The sequence below is a fragment of the Acidisphaera sp. S103 genome, assembly GCF_009765975.1.
Classification (GTDB): Bacteria; Pseudomonadota; Alphaproteobacteria; order Acetobacterales; family Acetobacteraceae; genus Rhodopila.
The window spans coordinates 211,889-230,130 of sequence record NZ_LMUJ01000063.1; the positions used below are offsets into that span (position 1 = coordinate 211,889).

Here is an 18,242-nt window from a genome sequence, read left to right on the forward strand (position 1 = left end):
CTACGCCGCCACCGATGCCGCGCCAATGCCGTCGTGTGGATACTGCGTGGTCGCCGCAACATGCACGACGACTTCCACGCCGCCGCTGAAACCCGCAAACACCTCCGCCGGCAAGTCCGCTCGCCCATCCGTCCAGCGCAGATCCGGGGCGGCCTCATACGCATGGAACCCGTCCACCAGCCGCGCGTCATCAGCCTTCAGTACCACGAACCGCGTGCCCTGGCGCACCGCCACGCGCCGCAGCGCCACACCCAGCGACCGTGGATCGCGCGCCAGCCCAAGCTCCGCCGGCACCACCTCGCGGGAGGCGATGCAGACACTGTCCGGCCGGCGCTTCAGCCGGAATACATGCACGGGACCTTGCTGCTCGATCGCATCCACGCGCACACCGTCCACCAGAAGATGCAGGTCCGGATCGTCCGTCAGCGGCAGCCCAGGCCGAGCGCCCGCTCGGTCGAGAATCCGCCGCCACACCGCATCGACCACCGCTCCACCCGTCAGCACCGGCGCGCAAGGCGGCTTCGGCGGTTGATCCCAGCCGGCGTTGGCATTCTGGAACAGCCAGCGGTTGCCGTCGTCGCGGTAGCTCTCGGCCGCGGCGCCGTTGGCGACCAGCACGTCATGCGTATCCAGTTCCAGGTGGTAGACGGTCACTTCCTGCGCCCTGTCGTCCCACAGGATGTTGCGGTGGTTGACCAGGAATTCCACCGGGATCAGCACGCCGTCGAGATACAGCGAATGCCCCTTGGTGATGTGCAGGTCGCGGTGCGGCACATTGTCCGCCAGGGCGCCCTTGCGCACGATCACCGGGGTCGCCGGGCCGCGCTGTCCGCGTGTCGCCAGGCTGCGCCCGTGGCCGATCCAGCACAGACGCCGCGCGTGTCCGCTGAGAGTGACGATGGTGTCGCCGACGTGGAGTTTTTCCACCGGCACCTCGCCGTGGCCGGTCAGGATATGCGTGCCGGGCAGGAAGCAGGGGACAAGGGTGATGTCGGTGGCATTGCCCACCACGTTGAAGGTCAGGCTCTCGGGGGCGGCGAACTGCAATTCCAGGCCGGGACCGCTGCTCTCCGAAACGGTCAGGATATCGCCGTTGAACGTCAGCTTGGTCACGTCGGTGATGCCCGACAACGCGATCGTGTCGGTGGCGGTGAACCCGGCCATGATCGCGCCCGAGGCGGCCGACGGGCTGGTCAGGATCAGCGCGGCCTGGGTGCCGCCGAAGGCAACGGTCTCACCGGTGGCGAAGGCGCCACCCACCGACCATGATGCGCCGGCATCCAGCGCGATGCGGCCGAAATTGGTGAACGTGCCAATATTGCCGATGGTGCCGACCGAGGACCCGCTGGCCAGTTCCAGCGTGCTGTAGATGGCGGAGCCGATTGTGTTGCCACCGTTCACCTCGCCCAGGAACACGCCGCCCGGATCATCGATGATGCGATCGGCGACGCGATCGGCGACGCCGGTGCCGGCCGCGATGAAGGCATTGTCCGTGCCGAAGATCGTGCCCTGGTTGACCAGGGTCGTCTGGTAATACGCGACGACACCGTCGGCGCCGCCGCTGATGAGGCCGCCCACGGCATTGGTGACCGCACCCGGAGCGTGGATCCAGACCCCCGCGCCGTCGCCTATGCGGTCGACGGCCAGGATGGTGCCATGGTTGATGACCGTGCCGTCCACGTCGTCTGTCACGGAGCCGTAGATTTGCACGCCCATCCACTCGGACGTAATCCGGCCGCCAAGATTGTTGGTCACCAGGCCGCCGTCGTCCAACTGGATGCCGGCTCCGTTCCTGTATTCCGCATCGGCAATGCTGCCCGCATTCGCAACGGTGCCGGACGCGTTGAATATCTGGACGCCGAACGAATAGGACGCGATCGTGCCACCAGTGGCATTGCTCACCGTGCCGCCATCCGCCAATTCCGCGCCGATGGAAACGAACGTGCTGCCGGGCGGCAGGGATTCGACGGACGTGGCGATCGTGCCGGCGTTTATTACGGTGCCGGAGCCATAGAATATTTGAACGCCGTTCCAGTTGGACGTGATGGCGCCGCCCGCACTGTTGGTCACCACGCCGCCATCGTCCAACAGCACGCCCGCGGAGGCGAAAGCCGTGTCCGTCGACTTGAATTCCGCGAAAGCCGAGATGCTGCCCGCATTCAGTACGGTGCCCGGTTCGCTCGACACCAGGACCCCGAAGGTCGGCCCGGAGATATTGCCGGTGTTGGTGAGGCTGCCGCTGGCGCGCAAAAAGATCCCGGAATAGTCCACGCCGTACACGATGCCGGCATTGACGATCGTCGAGTTGTCACTTCCGCTGGTAAGGATACCGTCCACCAGCCCGTGGATGCGTCCGGGCGTCTGGTTGTCGATGGTCCCGCCGTCCAGCAAAACGACACCGACGGACGTATATCCGGCTATGTACCCTGCGTTCGTCACCGTGGCGACGATACTGCCCTGGGCGATCACGCCGATGTCACCGCCGGCGATGATCCCACCGGTCGTGTTGCTCAACGTGCCGCCGTCCGATAAAAAGACGCCGTAGACGGCATATCCGCCGATGTACCCCGCGTTTGTCACAGTGGCAACGGTATCGCGGCCGGCCTTCACGCCATATTCGTGGCCGGCGATGATCCCGTCCGCGGCATTGGTCACGGTCAAGGGGGCATTGCCGACAGCCAACACGCCATATTTGTAACCAGTGATGGTCCCACCCGCGGCGTTGGTCACGGTCAAGCGGGCATAGCCGAGAGCCAATACGCCGCTATTAAACCCGCCGATGATGCCGGTTGATGCGTTGCTTAACACGCCGCCGTCCAACAGTTCGACGCCGACGTTGTTCTGGCCGCTGATGGTACCCTGGTTGGAGACCGTGGCCTCGGTGCCGAACGCCAGAATGCCGTAGTCAGGGCTGGAGATCACAGCATTCAACGCGTTGGTGACGCTGCCGCCGGCGGTCAGCACGACACCGAAGCTTTGTTTTGTATCGCTGGTGCCAAGAATGGTTCCGGCGTTCGCCACGGAACCGCCGCCGCCGATGGCGACGCCCTCAAAATAACTGGAGATCAAGCCGCCGGCGGCGTTGCTGACACCGCCGCTGCCCAGTATCACGCCAGCGGATGTCGGGGTGAATGACCCACCGACGTAGTTGAAACCCGACCCGCCGGTACCCGTGGTCTGGATCGTTCCGTCGTTGACCACCGTGCCACTGCCCGCGACCGATATGCCGACCGCATAGCCGGCGACCGATCCGACGGTTGTGTTGGTGATCGCGCCGCCGCTGTCGAACAGCGCAATCCCGTCGGAGGCAACACTGTCGCCGGCCGCCAGAAGCGTCCCAGAATTGACAATAGACCAGTAACTGGCCAATTTGCTGTAAAGAGCGGCAGAATTGCCATTTGTAATCGTTACACCAGCAGCGACCGTAACCGGATTGTAGGCCGAAATGGTGAGATCACGGCCGGTCGTTGAATTGCTGGTGATAGTCAGGCCAGTCATCAGGTCTCTCCTAGGGCGCGGTCGGGGTCGTGCCCGAGGTGCCACGATCATACAATGAATGTCGTTGCCAGTATAGCCATTCCGGACAGAAACCGAGTGGTGTAATGTAACATTCGGCATACAATTTCGTATCGGTGCCGATCGCCGGCCGTTTGGCGCGCCAGACCATCGCCGGACCGCCGCAGGCTTGCACCCGGACCCCAACCTCCGCAGGATGGTTCGGGAGGCGACAAACATGGCCATTCACACCCAGGAACTGCATCCAGGATTCGCCGCCGAGGCCGGTTTTCTGGATCTCTCGCGGCCGCTCGACGGTGACGCCGTCGCGGCGGTCCAGGCGGCGATCGATGCATACCCTGTCCTGGTCTTTCGCGACCAGCGTCTGACCGACGGGCAGCTTCGCGATTTCGCCGCGTGTTTCGGACCGCTGGAAATCGGCCGTTCCGCCGCGCGTCCGGGCCGGCGGCGGCTGGCGATTCCGCAGATCGGCGACATCTCCAACCTCGATGTCGACAACAACGTCCGGGCGCTCGACGACCGCAGGCGGTTGGACGGGTTGGGGAACCGGCTGTGGCATACCGATGCATCCTACATGCCCGTGCCGGTGGTGCTGGGCATGCTGCATGCGGTTGTACTGCCGCCGCAAAGTCCGTTCGGCAATGGCGAAACCGAGTTCGCCGACATGCGCGCCGCCTACGACGCCCTGCCGCCGGCGACGCAACAAGCGGTCGATCCGCTGGTCGCCGAACACGACGTGTTCTGGTCGCGGGCGCAGATCGGCTTTACCGAATTTCCCGCCGGCGAACGCGAGCAATATCCGCCCTCGCAACAGCGCCTGGTGCGCCGCCATCCGGTCACTGGCCGGAAAAGCCTGTACCTGTCGGCGCATGCCTCGCACATCACCGGCTGGCCGGTCGCCGATGGGCGCCTGCTGCTGGTCGACCTGAACACGCACGCGACGCAATCTCGTTTCGTCTACAGCCATACCTGGCGGTTGGGCGACCTGGTGATCTGGGACAACCGCTGGACGATGCATCGCGGCCGTCCGCACGATGAAACCAAGGCACGCGATCTGCGGCGGGCGACGACGCTCGATACGGGATCGACACTGGAACAAGCCGCGTAAAGGAAGAACCGATGAGTCAGGCACTACAGGGCATTCGCGTCATCGACATGACGCATAACCAGGCCGGTCCGGCCTGCGCGCAGATACTGGGCTTCCTCGGCGCCGACGTGATCAAGCTGGAGGAACCGAAAGGTGGCGATGTCGCCCGCACCAACATGCGCGACAAGCCGGACAGCGACAGCCTGTTCTTCTTGATCCTGAACGCCAACAAACGCAGCCTGACGCTGAATCTGAAGACCGAGGACGGCAAGGCGCTGTTCCGCCGGCTGATCGGCGAATCCGACGTCCTGCTGGAGAATTTCGGCCCCGGCGCACTGGACCGGCTGGGCCTCGGCTACGATACGTTGTCAAAACTGAACCCGAAACTGATCTACGCCACGATCAAGGGGTTCGGCACCTACGGCCCGTACAGCGGCTACAAGAGTTTCGAGCCGATCGCGCAGGCGATGGGCGGCGCCATGGCGGTGACCGGCTTCCCGGAAAATCCGCCCACCTACGTGTTCCCCGCGATCGGTGATTCCGGCACCGGCATGCACATGGCGATCGGCATCCTGGCCGCGTTGCAACAGCGCCATGCGAGCGGAAAGGGGCAGCACGTGGAGGTGTCCATGCAGGATGCCGTGGTCAACCTGATCCGTGTCAGCCTGCGCGACCATCAGCGCTACGGCCATCCGCCGCCGCGCGTCGGCAACCAGCTTGGCCGTACTGTCCCCGGAACGACCTATCCGTGCGCCCCCGGTGGTCCCAACGACTACGTCTACATCTTCGTCCAACCACAGATGTTCAAGCCGTTTCTTACGGCGATCGGACAGCCGGAACTGGCGGACGATCCGCGTTTCCGGACCCCTGAGGCTCGGTGGGAAAACCGAGCGGCGTTCGATGCGATTACTGAGGCTTGGACGCGGCAGCGGACGAAGCATGAGGTGATGGCGATCCTGGGCGAGGCAGGTGTCCCAAGCGGCGCCTGCCAGGACACCGGCGAAGTGCTCGCCGACCCGCATCTGCGCGCCCGCGACATGATCGTAGACGTCGATTTCCCGACCCGGGGCACCTATCAGACCGTCGGCTGCCCGATCAAGCTGTCGGACTCGCCGGCGGAGATCACCCGCCCACCGCTGCTGGGCGAGCATACCGGGGATGTGCTGGCGTCGCTGTGCGGTGTCGGTCCGGAGGAATTGAAGCGCCTGCGGGAAACCGGGGTGGTGTAGACCGTGGCCAGGGTGGGACGATCTGCGCGACATCCTGGCGCTTTACCGGAATCTGGATCCCGATGACCCCCCAGCCTCCTTATGATATGATCGGGTGGGTGAAGCTTGCGCCGGGTTCGGGCAGGCAAGCTTCGTTAACGGCGGGCTGACCGACAGGCCGGTATTTGTTTCGAGCCTGCTTTTTCGACGCAGAGCGCGCAGGGCGGAGCGCAGCGCGCGCAGAGAAGATTCTCACACGAAAGTCCCCACAAACACCGCAAAAATCCTTCTCTGCGTGCCCTGCGCTCCGCCCTGCGCGCTCTGCGTCGAAAGCGGACTGTGTCCGCACACCGGCCGTGCCCTGTCAGCGCGGCCCACCCCAGGACAAGACCGTCAGGATACGAGGATAAATCATTCCGCCGGATACCAATCGAACGTCTATGGGGGCTGGCCGATCGCCTGCTTCTGATCCTGGGACTTGCGGCAAAATAACCGGATCGTCTGCCGACCCCCTCAAGGCCGCCATCCACGCGTTAAGGATGGCGGCCTTGCGCCCACCAAGACGGGATTGGGCGACACAGCCAACGTCGCAGCACCTATGTATCCAAGGAGCCTCAACACCCATGATAGCCCGTCAAAGGTGCCCGCCTGTCGGCGCAACCCAGCTTGCACCCGTATTTGTCTTATCGTTACAGGCCGCACGACTATAATAGTATGCACTGTTAAGAATTGGCTAATGAATATTTAACCATAACGAGTTTGACAACCGGGATGGGATTTGCCACCGTAGCACGGCGATTGATATTTCGTTCCGGGAATTAGACGTTCGGCAAATGCGGTATGCGGCCGGCGAGAACTCATATGTATGTAGATACAGAGAAAAACCGAGACTGGAACCGGGTTGCCGCTGATCAGCCCGCGTTTCACGTCGGATTTTTCCTTCGGGGGACAGTCAATAAGACCGCATCGCGCTCCGCTGGTGGCGCGATGGCAGGTCCGTTGATGCGAAACGCGGTCCCACACCAGGTCAGGAGGCATCGGTGACGATTCTAGCGGGCGGTACCGTCCAAGTCCTGTCGATCGGACCCGACGCCTATATCTGGGTGAACCAATATGGCGGCCTGTGGAACGCGGTGCCGAACTGGATGGATGTTTCCACCGGTTTGGCCGCCTCCAGCGTGCCGAACGCCAGCAACGCCGTTACCATCACCGGCGGCACCAACGAGAATTTCACCGCTATCATCGGAACCGGCGGCGCCGCCCAGCTTGCGATCGCCAACGACGTGTTGCTGTGGGGAACGGTCGCCGTCGCCGGGGCGGTCACGCTTGGCAGTGCCGCCGATCTCGATCTCGACGGCGGGGCCAGCCTGACCGCCGGCAGCCTGGCGCTGGGCAACGGTGCGTCGCTGGAGGTTGGCGGCGGCAGCGCCCTGACGGTGTCCGGCGGCGCTGCGCTGACCAGCGGCTTCCTGGCCGCGATCGACGGCAGTGCCATCCAGCTTGGCGGGCTGGTCGCCAACACGGTCAACATCGGCTACCCGGCCGCGACCGGACTGATCGCGGTGGACGACGATTCCGCGATCGAGGTCGGGACCGCCGGCGGCGCGGCGCTGGGGGTTATCACCATCGACACCGGCCTGACCGCCGCGGCCACCGGCACCATCGACGGCAACCTGATCGTCAACGGCGTGCTGGGGGTGCAGGCGCATGGCAGCCTGACCATCGACGTCGGCGACCCGTTCGGCAGCGGCCAGGCCATCGGCGGCACCGGCACCCTGGTCCTCAGCGAGAACAGCGTACTCACGCTCGGTGTTGCCGACAGCGCCGCCGTCGCGTTCGGCGGGCCCGATGGCACCCTGATCGCCGATGCGCCACCCAGCGGTACCATCGTCGGGTTCACCTCGGGCGACATCATCGAGATCGCCGGGTCCGGGACTGTCGTGGCCACCGGCCTGACCTACGTCCAGACCAGCAACACCATCGCCACACTGACCCTGACCAAGGGCGGCAACCCCGTCGGCACGCTGAGACTGGCCGGCAATTATGCGGGCGATTTGTTCCACCTCAGCCTCGATACCGCGGGCGACGGGCTGATCACGTTGCAGACCGTCGGCACGGCCCCGGTGCAGCCGGCCGTGATTATCGGCACCGCCGGGTATGACGTGCTGGCCGCCACCGCGAACAACCAGACGCTGACCGGCCTCGGAGGCGGCGATTCGCTCGGTGCGGGTTCGTTCACCGGCATCGATTTCAAGGATACCAGCGCCGACCTGAACGGCAGCGCGATCGCCTCCTTCGGCACCACCGATCTGGTCGACCTGACCGACATGAACCCGGCCACGGTCTCGGTCACCTATGTGCCGGGCACCAACGCGGCGGCCTCGCTGGTGGTGACGGACGGGACGCATACCGCGACGATCGGTATTTCGTTCACCGCCGGGCTGCCCGCCGGGTTCTTCGCGACGAACGCGGACGGGACGGGCGGTACCGACGTGCGGTATGTCGGGGCCAACACCGACACCTATGCGTTCATAGGCAACCCCGGCGGCGGCTACGGCACCGCCTCGATGTGGCAGGACATCACCACCGGCACTATCGCGAACGTACCACCCAGCTACGGCAACACCGTGACGATAGCCGGGGGACCGGGCGGATACGCCGATGTCACGGGAAACGGCTTCGCGGCCAGTCTTGTCACCACCGGCAGCGTGCTGCTGTGGGACAGCCTGAACGCCGGCAGCAAGCTGGCCGGGGTCAGCGGCGTGCTGACGCAGACCGGCACGCTGGCGCTGGACGGGCAGGCGTCGCTGGTGCTGGCCGGGTCGGCCAGCGTCGGCGGCCTGGTGGAAATTGGCGACGGCAGCACCGTGACCGCGGCGGGCGGGCTGGTGTTTTCCAGCAACAGCGCCGGATTGCTGGCGATCGACCACGGTTCGGCCCGGTTTTCATCCGTCCTGGGCACCAATGGCGGAACCCAGTTCGACACGTCGGTCATCGCCGTGGACCCGACCGGCTCCATCGCGTTCGGGGCAACCGGCACCGCGGCGGCCGGCGCACTGACGATCGAGAGCGGGACCACCGTGGACCTGGCCGGCGCCATCGACGGCAACGTCGTGGTGAACGGCACTCTGGTCGTGGCCGGGACGCTGGCGGTCGCCGCGTTCGGCGCGTCCGCCCCGTCGGTCAGCGGCAACGGCACGATCGAGCTGACCTATGGCGATACGCTGACCCTCGGCGGGCCGGATAGCACCGCGATCCTGTTCAGCCAGACCGCCGCCGGCAGCTTTTCCGGCAATACCGAGATCCTGGCGCTGCCGGCCACCATGCCCACCGGCCTGATCAGCGGATACACCGCGGGCGACGTCATCACCGTGGCCTTGGTCGTCACCAACCTGACCTACAACCAGGTCGGCAGCGTGGGCCGGCTGACGCTGCTGGACGGCGGCACCGCCGTCGGCGTGCTGGCGCTGTCCGGCACCTATACCGCCACCCAGTTCCAGGTGCAGTTGGCGGCCAATGGCCTGTCGAGCGCCATCACCTATGCCGTGACGCCCGGCACCGCCGGCGGCAACTCGGTCAGCGGCACGGCCGACCTCTATACCTGGAACAACATCAACGGCGGCGTCTGGGGCAACGCCAGCAACTGGACCGACGTCACCGCCGGCGGCACGCCCACGGCCGCGCCGGGCGCCGGCAACGCGGTCACCATCAACGACACCACGGGCGCGTGGACCCCCCAGGTCATCGCCGGGCCGGAAGCTGCGGCTTCGCTGACCGTCAGCGGCGCCGCCAACACGATATTGATGTGGAACATCGCCATCACCGGGCTGTTCTCCGTCGCCGAGTTCGGCACCGTGTCCCCCGAGGTCGCGCTGTACAGCGGCGCCAACCTCAGCGCCGGCAGCCTGAGCGTCGCCTCGCTGCTGCGCGTCGCCGATGCCAGCCTGATGACCATCGTCGGATCGGGCACCGGCACGTTCATCTCCGGTGAGCTGGCCGTGGGCAGCGACAGCATCGTCCGGGTGGAGGGCGGCACCAGCGTGATCTCCGGCACCGTTGCCGTCGACGGCACGTCCAGCGTCGAGTTCGGCACCGCCGGCACTGCGAAGGCGGGCACGCTGACCATCGACAACGGGCAGGCGCCGGACCTTCAGGGCGTGGCGGTGATCGCGGCCAACGTGGTGGTCAACGGCAGCCTGCTGGTCTACGCCGGCACCATCGAAGGCTTCGGTGGCACGGTGGGTGCGATCACCGGGACCGGGACCATCACGATCGGCGCGCTGGGCGCCTCCGGTTCCCTGGTGCTGGACGCGTCCGACACCGTCGCGATCGATTTCGGAGTCTATGAAGTCAACAATGTCCCCTATGCGTTTGAAAGCCTGGAACTGCAAAGCTCGCTGCGGATCGGCACGATCGCCGGTTTCATCGCCGGCGACACCATCATCATCGACCAGGACGTCACCGGCGCCGCCTTCACCCAGACCAACGGCACCCAGGGCACGCTGACGCTGACCGACGGCGCCACGGTCGTGGGGACGCTGACATTCGCCGGAAATTATGCGGGCAGCCTGTTCCAACTGGATGTCGCGCCCGAGACCGGGGTCGCCACCATCTCCCTGCAAACCGCGACCAACTCCACCGGCAGCGCCGCGGCCAGCACGAACGGCGACGCCTATGACTGGATCGGCGCCAGTGGCGGAAGCTGGACCACCGCCGCCAACTGGGAAGACGTGACGACGGGCACCCAACCCGCCACGGTGGCGGGCGCTGGCAACGTGGTCCTGGTCGCCGGCAGCATCGGGGTCGGCCAATACACCACGATCGGCGGCAACGGTTCGGCTGTGGACTTCACCGTCACCGGCAACGTGATGCTGACCGGCCAGCTCAACGTCGCCGGGTCGGTGCATGTCTCGACCGGGTCCGGCCCCGCCGCCGCGCTGACGCTGCAGGCCGGCGCCCGGCTGACGGCCGGCGGGTCGGCGCAGATTTTCGGCCGGATGGAGGTCGAGGACGGCAGTTCCGCCGTGATGCCGGGCTATGCCCTGCTGTATGGCGCGTCGCTGCTGGTGCTGGACGGCAGCACCGTGCAGGCCGGCGGGCTGATCGGCGACAGCGCCGGCGACGTGATCGCGGTGGACGCCGATTCCGTCATGAAGATCGGCACTGCCGCCAACACCGCGGCCGGCACATTGACCATAGCGGCCGGCGCGCCCGCCGAATTCAGCGGCCTGATCTATGCCAGCCTGGTCGACAACGGCCAGTTCCGGGTCAGTGGCGGCGGCACCCTGCTGATCGACATGAACACCACGGCGGAGGACGATCCGTACGCCAGCAGTCCCACCATCAGCGGCAGCGGCCTGCTGCTGCTGACCGAGGGCAGCACGCTGGGTCTCGGCGTGGTCGACAGCGCTGCGATCCAGTTCGTCGGGCCCGATGCGACGCTGATGCTGGCGGCGATCCCGACCGCCACCATCACCGGCTTCACCGCCGGCGACCAGATCCAGTTGGACCAGACGGTCACCGGCGTGACCTACACCCAGACCACTGCCAGCACCGCGACCCTGACGCTGACCGACGGCGCCAGCAGCGTCGGCGTGCTGAAGCTGGCCGGCAGCTACGCCGGGAACTACGCATTCCATCTCGACACCGCCCCGAACGGCGACACGGCGGTGATCACCTTGCAATCGCTGCTGATCGCACCCGGCCAGATGACGCTGATCGGGGGCACCGTGGGGGCGGATTCGCTGGTTGCCACCGCCAACGGCCAGACCATCACCGGCGATGGCGGCGGCGACGTCCTCAGCGGCGGCGTCTACACCGGGATCGATTTCAAGGACTACTCCGTCTACCTCAGCGGCAGCGCGATCCAGGATTTCGCGACGTCCGACATGGTGGATTTTATCGACATGAACCCGGCCACCGCGAGCGAGACCTATTCCAACGGCATCCTGTCGATATCGGACGGCACCCATGCGGCGACGCTGAGCCTGGCGTTCGCCAGCACCCCGGCGACCGGGTCGTTCCACATCGCCAGCGACGGCGCGTCGGGCACCAAGCTGACCTGGTCCTGAGGCACTGGCCTCCACAAAATACCGTGAACGGCCGCGAATCCGTGCGCACTGGCGGCCCTGATTTTCCAATCTCGTCCGGCCCCGGCAACAGAGTGCGGCGGCCCGCGGGTTGCGTCCCGCATTGCCGGACGATTTGATCGAATTAGACAAAAATCATGAGAACGACCCACCGGCCTTCGACGGCCATACAATCCGGACGGCACCCGGCGGCCTGAATCCTCCGACAGGGTGCGGGCCTTGCGCGGGCGGATGATCCGCGCTGAGTAGCCCGCGTCGAGCGACACAGGAGGGAACCATGCCGGAGTCAGAACGGGTTGACGTGCTTGTCCTTGGCAGCGGTCAGGGCGGCAAGTTGCTTGCGTGGCACATGGCTCGGGCGGGCCGGCGCACCGCGGTGGTGGAGCGGCGCTATGTCGGCGGCTCCTGCCCCAACATCGCCTGCATGCCCAGCAAGAACGAGGTCTGGAGCGCTCGTGTCGCGCACGTTGTCCGGCACGCGGCGGCCTTCGGCACGACGACCGGAAGCGTCGCGATCGACATGGCGACGGTTCGCCGGCGCAAGCGCGAGATGGTCGAGCACGAGGTCGCCCTGCACCTGGAGAACTACCGGCAGAGCGGCGCCGAACTGATCATGGGAAGCGGGCGCCTCATCGGGCCGAAAACGGTTGAGGTGCAACTCAACGACGGCGGCACCCGCGTGCTGACGGCGGAGCACCTGTTTCTCAATCTGGGATCGCATGCGGCGATGCCGGCCGTGCCCGGCCTGGAAGCGGCCCGCCCGCTTACGCATATCGAAGCGCTGGAGCTGGATGCCGTGCCCCCGCATCTGATCGTGTTCGGCGGCGGCTATGTCGGCCTGGAGATGGCGCAGGCGTTCCGCCGGTTCGGCAGCCAGGTCACGATCATCGAAGCCGGCCCTCAACTCATCAGCCGTGAGGATCCGGACGTCGCGGACGCCATGCAGCGGGTCCTGGTCGAGGAAGGCGTTCGGCTCGTGCTGTCCGCCAACACGGTGGACGTCAGCGGCCGTTCCGGCGACGAAGTGACCCTGACCGTCCGCACGCCGGCCGGCGAGGAGACGATCCAGGGAAGCGATATCCTGGTCGCGGCGGGGCGCGTCCCCAACACGGCCGGAATCGGGCTTGAGGAAGCCGGCATCGCGCTGGATGCGCGCGGCATCATCCGCGTGAACGACCGGCTTGAAACGACGGCGCCCGATGTCTGGGCTCTGGGCGAGTGTGCCGGCAGCCCGCAGTTCACCCACGTATCGGTCGACGACTTCCGCATCATCGCCGACAACCTGGCCGGCGGAACCCGCGGCACGGGCGACCGGCTGGTGCCCTATTGCGTGTTCACCGATCCGCCGCTCGCCCATGTCGGACTCAGCGAACGGGACGCACAACGCATGGGCATCGCCGTGCGCGTCGCCACGCTGCCGATGGAAGCCGTGCTGCGGACGCACACCACGGGCGAGGCAACCGGCTTCATGAAGGCGCTCATCGGCGACGACGATCGCATCCTCGGCTTCACGATGATCGGCTCCGAGGCGGGTGAGGTCATGGCCGTGATGCAGACGGCGATGCTGGCGGGGCTGCCCTATCCCAAGCTCCGCGACGCCGTCATCGCGCATCTGACGGTGGCGGAGGGCGTGGGATTCCTGCTGGGGAACGTGCCGCCTCGCTGAAGGCGGCGGACGTTGCCTCGTCCTGCCGCATTTGAGACCTTCCCCGATGGGATGCCAATTGGCGGAGCTTGGGAAACCGGCCCCAAGGACACCTGCGTCCCCCGGCGGGCGACGTGATGATCACCGTCTCGTCGCTGACGATTCCTTCGAGCCAAAGGGGTCCAGCCATCGCTGATGCTCAACGAACCGCCCGGCCGACATATCGATAAAGGTGCGGACCGTTGCCGCCAGGTAGCGCCGGTGCGGGTAGATTGCGTTGATTGCGAACTCGACGGGCCGGTACTCGGGTAAAAGCGATACCAATGTGCCGGATCTGACTTCCTCCTCCGCGATAAAGGGCGCGACGAGGGCGAGACCGCCACCGTTGAGAAGGATCGTGCGATAGATCGCGGCGCTGCTGGTGAGCAGGTTGCCGGACACACGTACGGTGGCCGGTTTTCCGTCCGGGTCGGTGAAGTGCCATTCATCGCCGAATGGGTAATGCGCATATCGCAGGCAATTATGGGCGGCGAGATCGGCGAGGCAAACGGGCGCCGGATGATTTTCGAGATAACGCGGCGCGCAGCACAAGGTATGGCGCCACCCGACCAGCCGGCGCACGATCAGGCTCGAATCCGGCGGCACGACCGCGCGGATGGCAAGATCGAACCCTTCCTCGACGAGACCGGCCATCTGGTTGCCTGTCCGCAGATCGATCGTCACTTCGGGAAAATCCTCCAGGAAGTGTGCCACGACCGGCGCGATGAAGCGGGCGATATTCGTGTCGCAAAAGATCCGCAACCGGCCGCGTGGCGTCAGTTGCAATGCGCTCGCGATCCGATCGGCCTCGTCGAAGTCGGTCAGGATCTGCGCGCAGCGCTCGTAATATTCGCGCCCGATCTCCGTCAGGCCGACTTTGCGCGTGGTGCGATTGAGGAGACGCGCACCGAGCCGCTCCTCCAGGGCCTTCACATGCTGGCTGACCATGCTCGGCGAAATGTCGAGCCGCGCCGCGGCACCGGCAAAGCTGCCGATTTCCGCGACCTTGGCGAAAACGCGCATGGTGTCGAAGCGGTCCATTGCGGCACCAACTGTGAAGCATTGGCATATAGTCTATGCGGGAAATTCGCATTATCAAACGGCGGCGCAGTTTCCATCTTCTGACCCGAACCCAGAATTGAAAGAGTGCCGGGCGTTTTCCGGCGCCCGCGGGTGGCTGGAGATGCGATTATGAGCGTTAGCAAATCCGTTATGATGGACGGCCCGGAAAGACTTGCCTATGCGGGGTCCCCGGACATAACCGTGGCCAAGACCCCTGTGCGCAGCCGGTGGTCGCTAAAACACCTGTTGATCGCCGCCGGGGCGCTGCTGTTTCTCGCGGTGGCCGGGCGTTTCGGCTATTCCTATTGGACAACCGGCCGCTTTCTGGTGTCGACCGACGACGCTTACGTGGAGGCGCACTCGGTCCTGATCAGCCCCAAGATATCGGGCTATATCTCCGAGGTCCCGGTCGATGACAACCAGGCGGTCAAGGCCGGCCAGGCGCTGGCCAGGATCGACCCGCGCGATTACCAGACCGCGCTCGACCAGGCCCGCGCGAACGTCATGGCGGCGCAGGCCAACATCGACACCTTGAACCAGCAGATCGCCCAGCAAAAGCTTGTGGTCGAACAGGACCGTCAGCAGGTCGCTTCGGATCAGGCGGCGCTGGTCTATTCGCAGCAGGATTTCCAGCGCTACACCAACCTGGCCAAGGACGGCTGGGGCACTGTGCAGCGGGCCCAGCAGACACAGGCCGATATTCGCGAGAAGGACGCCGCGGTTCAACACGACACCGCGGTCGTTGCCGCCGCCGCCAAGCAGATCAACGTTTTCGAGGCACAGCTCGCCCAGGCCGGCGCGATGCTCGCGCAACAACAGGCGAGCGAGCACCAGGCTGAGCTGAACCTGAGCTACACCGCGATCACGGCGCCGGTCGACGGCACCGTCGGGGTCCGCACGTTGCGGGTCGGCGAATACGTCCAGGCCGGGACCCAACTGATGGCGGTGGTGCCGCTGCAGGCGGTCTACATCACCGCGAATTACAAGGAGACCCAGTTGACCGATGTGCGTCCCGGCCAGCCGGTCACACTCGACGTCGACACCTTCCCGGGTACCACGGTGCGCGGCCACGTCGACAGCCTCGCGCCGGCGAGCGGCCAGGAATTCGCATTGCTGCCGCCCGATAACGCGACCGGCAACTTCACCAAGATCGTCCAGCGCATCCCGGTCAAGATCGTCGTCGATGCCGATGACCCGCTGGCCAATCTGCTGCGCCCGGGCATGTCGGTCGAACCGACGATTGATACGAAGCCGGGCGATACCAAAACGGCCGCCCGGGTCGGGAGGGCGTTGTGAGCGAGACCGGCGAACCGCCGGTCACACTCAAGACCTGGATCACGGTCGGCGGCGCGCTGATCGGCGCCTTCATGGCGGTGCTCAACATCCAGATCACCAACGCCTCGCTGCCCTATATCGAGGGCGGCATCGGCACCGGCGGTGTCTACGGCACCTGGATATCGACTGCTTATCTGATCGGCGAGATCATCGTCATCCCGCTGACGGACTTCCTCAGCCGGGTGTTTTCCCTGCGGCGCTACCTGCTGATCAACGTGGCGCTGTTCCTGTTCTTCTCGGCGCTGTGCGGCCAGGCGACCAGCCTCAGCGAGATGATCGTGCTGCGGGCGCTGCAGGGTTTTGCCGGCGGCGTCATGATCCCGCTCGCCTTTACCATCATCATGACCATGCTGCCGCGCTCGAAGCACCCGATCGGGCTGGCTGGCTTCGCGGTGACCGCGACCTTCGCGCCGGCGATCGGCCCGACCATCGGCGGCTATTTCACCGACAATTACGGCTGGCCCTGGATTTTCTACATCAACCTGGTCCCCGGCGTGTTCATGCTGTCCGCGCTCTGGTATGGCCTGCCGAAGTCGGCGACGCAGTTCGGCTTGTTGCGCCATGGCGATTGGCGGGGCATCGCGCTGATGGCCGTTGGCCTCGCCGCCTTACAGACCGTGCTCGACGACGGCAATGTCGACGATTGGTTCGGCTCGCCGTTCATTGTCAAATTGAGCCTCGTGGCGGCGGTGACCCTCGGCGCCTTTGTGGTGCTCGAATTCTTCACGCCCCAGCCGCTGGTCAATCTCCGGCTGCTCGGCCGGCGTAACTTCGGCCTTGGGACGCTGGGCAACTTCCTGCTTGGCTTCGCGCTCTACGCGTCCGCCTACCTGCTGCCCCAATACCTCGCCGTCACGCAGGGCTTCGACTCGGAGCAGGCCGGTGAGGTGATCGCCTGGACGGGGCTGCCGCAGTTGGTGCTGATCCCGCTGGTGCCGCTGTTGATGAAGCGCCTCGATGCGCGCCTGCTCGTCGGCACCGGCCTCCTGATCTTTGCCGTCAGTTGCTTCATGAACATGACGCTCGACCAGAACTATGGCGGGCCGCAGCTCTTTTGGCCGAACATCGTTCGTGCGATCGGTCAGGCGATCGTGATGACCCCGCTTTCGGCGATCGCGATGCTTGGGATCGCGCCCCAGGAAGCCGGCGGTGCATCAGGTCTCTTCAACATGATGCGCAATCTCGGCGGCGCGATCGGCACCGCGGCGATCGAGACGTTCTTCACCAAGCGCGAGCAGTTCCACTCGGCCATCATCACCCCGGACGTCTCGCTGCTGCAACCGGCGACGCGCAGCCGGCTGGCCGACTTGCAGCAGTACTTCATGTCCCACGGCTTCCCCGATCCCGCGAGTGCGATGCACCGCGCCATCATCGCCGTCGGTGACACGATCCAGGCCCAGGCGACGATCATGGGCTACGCCGATTGCTTCGCATTGCTGGGCGTCGTGCTGCTTCTCGCCGCTGCCATGGTCGCGCTGCTGAAAAAGGGTGCCGCGTCCGGCGCCGGCGCACATTAGCCGTGGCGCATGCAGAGATACCTTAGGGTCCGACGCGGAATAACCGAATCGTCAAGCACAGGGTATCGGCCTCTCGTCGTCATGGTGGGCGCAGGCCCGCGATGACGGTATCCGGCAGCCGAGCTTCCCCTGGAGCGGTTGTTTTTCCTCGGACACTATACCAACCGCCGTTGAGGCCGACTCTTGATTCGTCATGGACCGGCAAAGTCCGGTCCATCTGCCACGGCAAGGTGCTGGATCAGATGGACCGGACTTCGCCGGTCCATGACGAGGCTGATGTGCCAAACTCAACGGCCACCGGTATTACACGAACCGGTGCGCGACCGTGCGAATCATCCGGATTGAACCGAGACCGGACCGCGAGTCACTAATGTTGCAGCACCGGCATCAGGATGTGGATCGCGATCAGTATCAGCACCAGCACCACCGCCACCCGGATCAGTCCGCCGAACAGTTTCAGCGCTCCCAGGATCAGCACAACCGCGAATGCGAGTAGGATCACGCTCTGCAACTGTGGTGCGACACCCATCTGCAGGAGTTGGGCACGCAGCCACATCTCGATAATGACGATCCAGCCAACGATGACGTTGCCCAACTGAATGAGAAGCTGGAGCAGGCTGTTGATCACATGCTTGAAGCTATCCACCGCGGTCTCCTGAAGAAGAAAAAACTAACCTGTCGATCGGCGAAGGACCGGCCGGCGGTTCTGGCGGGGCGACACCGCCATGGCGCGGGCCGTCGTGC

9 protein-coding genes are annotated in these 18,242 nt (G+C 65.4%); 6 read left to right on the forward strand and 3 right to left on the reverse strand.

Annotated features, from left to right (window positions below; translation table 11 throughout):
* Positions 1-3,498, reverse strand: a complete 3,498-nt coding sequence (locus tag GSQ89_RS21800; protein ID WP_158929145.1) for a Hint domain-containing protein — start codon at positions 3,496-3,498, stop codon at positions 1-3.
* Positions 3,499-3,733: 235 nt separating this feature from the next.
* Between GSQ89_RS21800 and GSQ89_RS21805 the strand changes: the two genes are divergently transcribed.
* The 4 genes from GSQ89_RS21805 to GSQ89_RS21820 all read left to right on the forward strand — a co-directional run bounded on the left by GSQ89_RS21805 (position 3,734) and on the right by GSQ89_RS21820 (position 13,566).
* Positions 3,734-4,624: a TauD/TfdA family dioxygenase gene (locus GSQ89_RS21805; RefSeq protein ID WP_158929147.1), complete on the forward strand. Its 891-nt coding sequence runs from the start codon at positions 3,734-3,736 to the stop codon at positions 4,622-4,624.
* 11 nt (positions 4,625-4,635) lie between these two features.
* On the forward strand, positions 4,636-5,832 hold the full coding sequence (locus GSQ89_RS21810) for a formyl-CoA transferase (protein WP_158929149.1): 1,197 nt from the start codon (positions 4,636-4,638) through the stop codon (positions 5,830-5,832).
* Positions 5,833-6,851: 1,019 nt separating this feature from the next.
* Positions 6,852-11,882 carry a hypothetical protein gene (locus GSQ89_RS21815; protein WP_158929151.1) on the forward strand — a complete coding sequence of 1,677 codons (5,031 nt, stop codon included), beginning with the start codon at positions 6,852-6,854 and terminating at the stop codon, positions 11,880-11,882.
* Positions 11,883-12,177: 295 nt separating this feature from the next.
* The gene (locus GSQ89_RS21820) at positions 12,178-13,566 is read left to right on the forward strand and encodes a mercuric reductase (protein ID WP_158929153.1); all 1,389 of its coding nucleotides are present in this window, start codon (positions 12,178-12,180) and stop codon (positions 13,564-13,566) included.
* Positions 13,567-13,686: 120 nt separating this feature from the next.
* Here GSQ89_RS21820 and GSQ89_RS21825 read toward each other — a convergent pair whose 3' ends face one another.
* Positions 13,687-14,625, reverse strand: coding sequence for a LysR family transcriptional regulator (locus GSQ89_RS21825; RefSeq protein WP_158929155.1), 939 nt, complete (start codon positions 14,623-14,625; stop codon positions 13,687-13,689).
* Positions 14,626-14,847: 222 nt separating this feature from the next.
* Here GSQ89_RS21825 and GSQ89_RS21830 point away from each other — a divergent pair, with 222 nt between their 5' ends.
* Positions 14,848-15,942 carry an HlyD family secretion protein gene (locus GSQ89_RS21830; RefSeq protein WP_254073309.1) on the forward strand — a complete coding sequence of 365 codons (1,095 nt, stop codon included), beginning with the start codon at positions 14,848-14,850 and terminating at the stop codon, positions 15,940-15,942.
* Positions 15,939-17,498: an MDR family MFS transporter gene (locus GSQ89_RS21835; RefSeq protein WP_254073310.1), complete on the forward strand. Its 1,560-nt coding sequence runs from the start codon at positions 15,939-15,941 to the stop codon at positions 17,496-17,498. The genes GSQ89_RS21830 and GSQ89_RS21835 overlap by 4 nt, the downstream gene beginning before the upstream one ends.
* A gap of 367 nt (positions 17,499-17,865) precedes the next feature.
* Here GSQ89_RS21835 and GSQ89_RS21840 read toward each other — a convergent pair whose 3' ends face one another.
* Entirely contained in the window at positions 17,866-18,144 is a 279-nt protein-coding gene (locus GSQ89_RS21840; RefSeq protein WP_158929159.1) for a hypothetical protein, read from the reverse strand.
* Positions 18,145-18,242 lie beyond the last annotated feature (98 nt).

Bases quoted from the DNA above. Each gene is read 5' to 3' on its own strand.
- GSQ89_RS21800 (WP_158929145.1), bottom strand. From the start codon at position 3,498: ATGACTGGCCTGACTATCACCAGCAATTCAACGACCGGCCGTGATCTC.
- GSQ89_RS21805 (WP_158929147.1), top strand. From the start codon at position 3,734: ATGGCCATTCACACCCAGGAACTGCATCCAGGATTCGCCGCCGAGGCC.
- GSQ89_RS21810 (WP_158929149.1), top strand. From the start codon at position 4,636: ATGAGTCAGGCACTACAGGGCATTCGCGTCATCGACATGACGCATAAC.
- GSQ89_RS21820 (WP_158929153.1), top strand. From the start codon at position 12,178: ATGCCGGAGTCAGAACGGGTTGACGTGCTTGTCCTTGGCAGCGGTCAG.
- GSQ89_RS21825 (WP_158929155.1), bottom strand. From the start codon at position 14,625: ATGGACCGCTTCGACACCATGCGCGTTTTCGCCAAGGTCGCGGAAATC.